Source organism: Streptomyces sp. (assembly GCF_035645055.1).
GTDB lineage: Bacteria > Actinomycetota > Actinomycetes > Streptomycetales > Streptomycetaceae > Streptomyces.
This window is the reverse complement of sequence record NZ_DASQNH010000101.1, coordinates 65,463-72,353: the sequence shown is the minus strand read 5'-3', so window position 1 is coordinate 72,353 and position 6,891 is coordinate 65,463. Positions and strand designations below refer to the sequence as shown.

Here is a 6,891-nt window from a genome sequence, read left to right as displayed (position 1 = left end):
CGTCCGCACCCCCATGCAGTGGACGCCCGACCGCAACGCGGGCTTCTCCACCTGCGACCCGGGACGGCTGTTCCTGCCCACGATCATGGACCCGGTCTACGGCTACCAGGTGACGAACGTCGAGGCGTCCATGGCCTCCCCGTCCTCCCTGCTGCACTGGACCCGGCGGATGATCGAGATCCGCAAGCAGAACCACGCCTTCGGCCTCGGCTCCTACACCGAACTCCAGTCCTCCAACCCGGCGGTCCTGGCGTTCCTGCGGGAGCACGGCGACGACCTGGTGCTGTGTGTGCACAACTTCTCCCGCTTCCCGCAGCCGACCGAGCTGGACCTGCGCGAGTTCACCGGATGCCACCCGGTCGAGCTGATCGGCGGGGTCCGCTTCCCCGCCATCGGGGAACTGCCGTACCTGCTGACCCTGGCAGGCCACGGCTTCTACTGGTTCCGGCTCCGCAAGGACGCCGCCTAGAACCCGCGGCGGGGCGGTTTCCACCGCCCCGCCCGGGGCACGCATGCCGTAACCCCCCGAATACTCCGGGCAACCCCCGAACCACTTCCGGGGAAAGGACGCAGCCCATGTCGGAAGCCGTCACCCGCCCCGTCCGCACGGCCGGCCCCGGCCTCCTCGCGTCACTGGAGCCCCTGCTCAGAGAGTGGCTGCCACGCCAGCGGTGGTTCGCCGGCAAGGGGCGTCCGGTCACCGGGTTGTCGCTGGTGGCGGCCACCGAACTGATGCCGCCCGGCGGCCGGCTGGGCCTGTACCACCTGCTGGTCCGGGTCCATCAGCCGCTCGCCCCCGTCCAGGGCGCCGCGCCGGCCCCCGGCGACTGCTACCAGCTGCTCATAGGCGTGCGCGAGGCGCTGCCGCCCCGGCTGGCGCCCGCGCTGATCGGCCATGTCACCCAGGGCCCGCTCGCCGGACACACCGTCTACGAGGCCCTGTACGACCCGCGGCCCGCCGACCTGCTCCTGGAGGCCCTGCGCACCCAGGCCCGCATCGGCGGGCTGCGCTTCGAACGCGAGCCCGCCCAGGAGATACGGCCCGGCCTCGTCGCCCGCGCGGTGACCGCCGAGCAGTCCAACTCGTCCGTCGTCTATGGCGATACGTTCATCCTAAAGCTGCTCCGCCGGATCGTGCCCGGCGTCAACCCGGACCTGGAACTGCCCCTCGCGCTGGCCCGCGAGGGCTGCCGCCGGGTACCCGCGCCGACCGCCTGGCTCCGGGCCGAGCTGGGCGGCGAGCCGTACGTGCTGGGCGTGCTCCAGCCGTTCGTGCAGGGCGCGGCCGACGGCTGGGAGCTGGCGCTGCGGGAGCTGGCCAAGGGCGAGGACTTCGGCGCCGAGGCGCGGGCGCTCGGGCGGGCCACCGCCGAGGTGCACACCGCGCTGGCCCGCGCCCTGCCGACCGTCACCCTCGGCCCGGCCCAGCTCCAGCCGCTGGTCGACGCCATGGTCGTACGCCTCGACGCCGCCGCCCAGGCGGTGCCCGCGCTGCGGCCGTACGCGCCGAGCCTGCGCACCGCCTTCGAGGCGGTGGCCCAGCTCGGCGCGGAGGGCCGCACCTGGACCGCCCAGCGCGTCCACGGTGATCTGCACCTCGGACAGTGCCTGCGCTCACCGGCCGGGCAGTGGACGCTGATCGACTTCGAGGGCGAGCCGGCCAAACCGCTGGCCGAGCGGCGGATGCCGCAGCCGACCCTGCGGGACGTCGCCGGAATGCTGCGCTCCTTCGACTACGCCGCGCACTCCGTACAACCCGGCGTGCCGGGCTGGGCGGAGACCTGCCGGGCCGCGTACTGCTCCGGATACGCGGAGGCCGGCGGGGGCGACCCGCGCCACGACCCGGTGCTGTTGCGCGCGTACGAAACCGACAAAGCGGTGTACGAAGTGGTCTACGAGGCCCGGCATCGCCCCGACTGGCTCCCGGTACCCATGTCGGCGATACGGCGCCTGGCCTCGAACCCATCGACCTGACCTTCCCTGACCCCTTCCAGGAGGCTCCGCCCGTGACTCCCCGCACCCCGTCCAGCGGTTCGGACCCGAAGCAGACGGCCGAGGATCGCTCCGCGCAGGAGACGGCGGCGAAACAGACCGTCCCGCGCCAGGCGACCGCGAAGAAGGCCGCCGCGAAGAAGACGGCCGCGAAGACTCCGGCACAGAAGGCGGTGGCGAAGAAGGCGGTCGCCGAGAACGCGGCGGCGAAGAAGGCCGTGGCCAAGAAGGCCGTGGCCAAGCAGGCCTCCGCGGAGAAGGCCGTGACGAAGAAGGCCGTGGCCAAGAAGAGCCCTGCCAAGGCCCCGGCAAAGGCCCCGGCCAAGAGCACGGCCAAGAGCACGGCCAAGGCCCTCGCCAAGACGACGGCGAAGGCGGCGGTCAGGAAGGCACCCGCGAAGAAGGCCACGGCCAAGCGGGCGCCCGCCCGGCAGGGCGCCGCGGCCACCGCACCGCCCGTCGCTCCCGTCGCCCTCGACGCCGCCGACCGCGAGCGGCTGCTGTCCGGCACGCATCACGACCCGCACTCCGTACTCGGCGCGCACACGGTGCCCGGCGGGGTCGCCTTCCGGGCGTACCGGCCGTACGCCCGGTCGGTCACCGTCCTCTGCGGGGAACTGCGGGCGGAGCTGCGCGACGACGGGCAGGGCTTCTTCTCCGCGCTGCTCCCGCTCCAGGACGTGCCCGACGCGTACCGGCTGCTGGTCGCGTACGAGGAGACGGTCGTCGAGACCGAGGACGCGTACCGCTTCCTGCCCGCCCTCGGCGAACTGGATCTGCACCTGATCGGCGAAGGCCGGCACGAGGAACTGTGGCGGGCGCTCGGGGCCGAGCCGATGACCCACCAGGGGGTGACGGGCACCCGGTTCACGGTGTGGGCGCCGAATGCCCGGGGTGTGCGGCTGGCCGGCACCTTCAACTACTGGGACGGCGCCGGGTACCCGATGCGGTCGCTGGGCGGCTGCGGGGTGTGGGAGCTGTTCGTGCCGGGGATCGGCGAGGGCGAGCTGTACAAGTTCGAGATCACCCGGCCGGACGGTTCGCGGACCCTGCGCGCGGACCCGATGGCCCGCCGCACCGAGATCCCGCCGAACACGTCGTCGGTCATCCACGCCTCGCACCACGAGTGGGGCGACGCGGAGTGGCTGGCCCGCCGCGCGGAGCGGCCCGCGCACGAGGCGCCGTTCTCGGTGTACGAGGTGCACCTGCCGTCCTGGCGGCCCGGCCTCACGTACCGGCAGCTCGCCCGGCAGCTGCCCGCGTACGTCAAGGACCTGGGCTTCACCCATGTCGAGCTGATGCCCGTCGCCGAGCACCCCTTCAGCGGCTCGTGGGGCTACCAGGTCACCGGGTTCTACGCGCCCACCGCCCGGCTCGGCACCCCCGACGACTTCAAGTTCCTGGTGGACGCGCTGCACCAGGCGGGCATCGGGGTCCTCATGGACTGGGTGCCGGCGCACTTCCCGCGCGACGACTGGGCGCTGGCCGAGTTCGACGGACGGCCGCTGTACGAGCACGCGGACCCGCGGCGGGCCGCCCACCCGGACTGGGGCACGCTGGAGTTCGACCTCGGGCGGCGCGAGGTGCGCAACTTCCTGGTCGCCAACGCCGTGTACTGGTGCGAGGAGTTCCACATCGACGGGCTGCGCGTCGACGCCGTCGCCTCGATGCTCTACCTGGACTACTCGCGCGAGCCGGGGCAGTGGGTGCCGAACGAGCACGGCGGCCGGGAGAACCTGGACGCGGTGGCGTTCCTCCAGGAGATGAACGCGACGGTCTACCGGCGGGTGCCGGGTGTGGTGACCATCGCCGAGGAGTCCACCGCCTGGGACGGCGTCACCCGCGCCACGCACCACAAGGGCCCGAGCGGCTTCGGCGGACTGGGCTTCGGGCTGAAGTGGAACATGGGCTGGATGCACGACTCGCTCCAGTACATGTCCAAGGAGCCGGTGCACCGCAAGTACCACCACCACGACATGACGTTCTCGATGGTGTACGCGTACAGCGAGAACTACGTGCTGCCGATCTCCCACGACGAGGTGGTGCACGGCAAGCGGTCGCTGGTGTCGAAGATGCCGGGCGACTGGTGGCAGCAGCGCGCCAACCACCGCGCCTACCTCGGCTTCATGTGGGCCCACCCAGGCAAGCAACTGCTGTTCATGGGGCAGGAGTTCGCCCAGGGGGCCGAGTGGTCGGAGGCGCACGGCCCGGACTGGTGGCTGCTCGACCCCGGGTACGGCGCGGCGGCCGACCACCGCGGGGTCCGCGACCTGGTCCGGGACCTCAACGCCGTCTACCGGGCCACCCCGGCCCTGTGGGAGCGGGACGTCCACCCGGACGGCTTCCAGTGGATCGTCGGGGACGCCGCCGACGACAACGTCCTGGCGTTCCTGCGCCTGGACGCGGAGGGCGCCCCGCTGCTGGCGGTCAGCAACTTCTCGCCGGTCGTACGGGACGACTACCGTCTCGGCGTCCCCGACGACATCCCCGCCTGGCACGAGGTCCTCAACACCGACGCCGCCCGCTACGGCGGCAGCGACGTCACCCATCCGCACCCCGTCAAGCCGGAGCCCCAGGGCTGGCACGGCCGCCCCGCGAGCATCCGGCTGACGCTGCCCCCGCTGGCTACGGTGTGGCTGCGGCCCGCCTGATGCCCTCGGGCAGGGCGCCCGTGTGCAGCACGCCGAGGCGCTGGGTGGCGCGGGTCAGGGCGACGTAGAGATCGCTGGTGCCGTACCGGCCGGGTTCGACGACCAGGACGGAGTCGAACTCCAGGCCCTTGGCCTGGCGCGGATCGAGCAGGACGACGGTCCGCGTCAGGTCGGGCTCGGCGCCCGCGGTCACCCCGTCCAGGCGGGCCGCCAGCCGGCGGTGCAGCTCGCGCGGGGCGATGACCGCGAGCCGGCCTTCGGCCGGGGTGAGTTCGGCGACGGCCTTCTCGACCGCGCCGGGCAGGTCGTCGGTGGCCCGCACCCAGGGCCGTACGCCCGTCGAGCGGACCGAGCTGGGCGGTTCGAAGTCCGGATGCTCGGCGCGTACGACGGCCGCCGCGAGGTCCATGATCTCGGCGGGGGTGCGGTAGTTGACGCCGAGCCGGGTGTGCTCCCAGCGGTCCTCGACGTACGGCTGGAGGATCTTCTCCCAGGAGCCGACCCCGGCCGCCTCCGCGGTCTGCGCCGGGTCGCCGACCAGCGTCATCGAGCGGGTCGGGCTGCGCCGCATGAGCAGCCGCCACGCCATCGGCGACAGCTCCTGCGCCTCGTCGACGATGATGTGCCCGAACGCCCAGGTGCGGTCGGCCGCCGCGCGCTCGGCGGCGCTGCGGTGGTCCTCCTCCTCGTGCCGCTCGGCGAACCGCTCGGCGTCGATGATGTCGTGCGCGGACAACACCTCGGAGGCCTCCGGGTCGTCCTCCTCCTTGTCCTCGAACTCGTACGTCCGGGACGCGAACGACACGTCCAGCACGCCCTGCGCGTAGGCGATCTGCGTCTCCCGCTCCCGCTCGGCGCGCACCCGGGCGGCCCGGTCGTCCTCGCCGAGGAGTTCGGCGGCCTCGTCCAGCAGGGGCACGTCGGCGACCGTCCAGGCACGGGTCACCGGGCGGCGGACGGCGGCGGCGTCCTCGTCGGAGAGGTACCCCTCCGGGTCGGCGAGGAAGTCGGCGACCAGCCGCTGCGGGGTGAGCACCGGCCACAGCCGGTCGATCGCGGACCACACCTCGGGGTTCTCGGCGAGGTCGTCGCGGATCTGGGTGATGTCGGCGGGGTCCAGCAGGCTGGAGCCGTCGTAGGGGTCGGTGCCGATGCGCTCGGCGTACAGCTCGGTGAGCGTGTTGAGGATGTGCCCCTCGAAGTGCTCGCGGGCCGCGTTGTGCGGCAGCTTGGCGGCCCGGGTCCGCTCCCGGGCCACGTTGACCAGGCCGTCGTCGAGCATCAGGACCTCCCGGTCGTGCTCGATCGCGATCACCGGGTCGGGCAGCGCCTGCCGGTCGCGTACGACGGCGGCGAGCACGTCGGCCATCCCGGCCCGGCCCTTGACCGCGGCGGCCTCCGGAGTGTCCGTGGCGGTGGCCCTCACCCCCGGGTACAGCTCGCCCACGGTCGCCAGCAGCACGCCGGTCTCACCGAGGGACGGCAGCACTTCGCCGATGTACCCGAGGAAGGCCGGGTTGGGGCCGACGATCAGCACGGCCCGCTTGGCGAGCAGCTCGCGGTGCTCGTAGAGCAGATAGGCGGCGCGGTGCAGCGCGACGGCCGTCTTGCCGGTGCCCGGGCCGCCCTCCACCACCAGCACCCCGTGGTGCGGGGCCCGGATGATCTCGTCCTGCTCGGCCTGGATGGTCTGCACGATGTCGTTCATCCGGCCGGTGCGCGCGGAGTTCAGCGCGGCGAGCAGCACGGCGTCGCCGCTGGGGTCCTCGTGGCCGGTCCGTTCCCGGTCCCCCAGGTCGAGGATCTCGTCGTGCAGCGCGGTGACCGTGCGGCCGTCGGTGGAGATGTGCCGGCGGCGGCGCAGGCCCATCGGGGTGTGGCCGGTGGCCAGGTAGAAGGGCCGGGCGACGTCCGCGCGCCAGTCGATGAGGATCGGCGTGCGCTCGGCGTCGTCGGCGCGGAGCCCGATCCGCCCGATGTGGTGGCGCACCCCCGAGGTGAGGTCGATCCGGCCGAAGCAGAGCGAGCCGTCCACCGCGTTCAGCGCGGCGAGCCGCCCGGACCGCTCGGCGACCAGGATGTCCCGCTCCAGCCGGGCCTGCATCGGCTTGTCGCCCTGGGAGAGCGCGTCCGTCACGGAGGTCTCGGTCTCGCCGCGCAGGATGTCGACGCGTGCGTAGAGCTCGTCGATGAATTCCTGCTCCTGACGCATTTCATCGTCTGGAAATTCGGAGTTTGACAATTCCGC

General features: G+C 72.9%; 4 protein-coding genes. 3 read left to right on the top strand and 1 reads right to left on the bottom strand.

Annotated features, from left to right (window positions below):
* From VE614_RS32790 to glgB, 3 genes are all read left to right on the top strand, one after another.
* The coding region (locus tag VE614_RS32790) for an alpha-glucosidase C-terminal domain-containing protein (protein WP_324945735.1) at positions 1–469 on the top strand (469 nt) is incomplete at its 5' end.
* A 107-nt stretch (positions 470–576) separates the two neighbouring features.
* Positions 577–1,974 (top strand): maltokinase N-terminal cap-like domain-containing protein, encoded by a 1,398-nt coding sequence (locus VE614_RS32785; protein WP_324945733.1) that lies wholly within the window; start codon positions 577–579, stop codon positions 1,972–1,974.
* A 32-nt stretch (positions 1,975–2,006) separates the two neighbouring features.
* Positions 2,007–4,643: a 1,4-alpha-glucan branching enzyme gene (gene glgB / locus VE614_RS32780; protein WP_324945730.1), complete on the top strand. Its 2,637-nt coding sequence runs from the start codon at positions 2,007–2,009 to the stop codon at positions 4,641–4,643.
* On the opposite strand, the gene VE614_RS32775 is transcribed toward glgB, so the two are convergent.
* Complete coding sequence (locus VE614_RS32775) at positions 4,618–6,855, bottom strand: HelD family protein (protein WP_324945726.1); 2,238 nt, start codon at positions 6,853–6,855, stop codon at positions 4,618–4,620. The genes glgB and VE614_RS32775 overlap by 26 nt on opposite strands.
* Between the last annotated feature and the right edge of the window lie 36 nt (positions 6,856–6,891).

Bases quoted from the DNA above. Each gene is read 5' to 3' on its own strand.
- VE614_RS32775 (WP_324945726.1), bottom strand. From the start codon at position 6,855: ATGCGTCAGGAGCAGGAATTCATCGACGAGCTCTACGCACGCGTCGAC.
- VE614_RS32785 (WP_324945733.1), top strand. From the start codon at position 577: ATGTCGGAAGCCGTCACCCGCCCCGTCCGCACGGCCGGCCCCGGCCTC.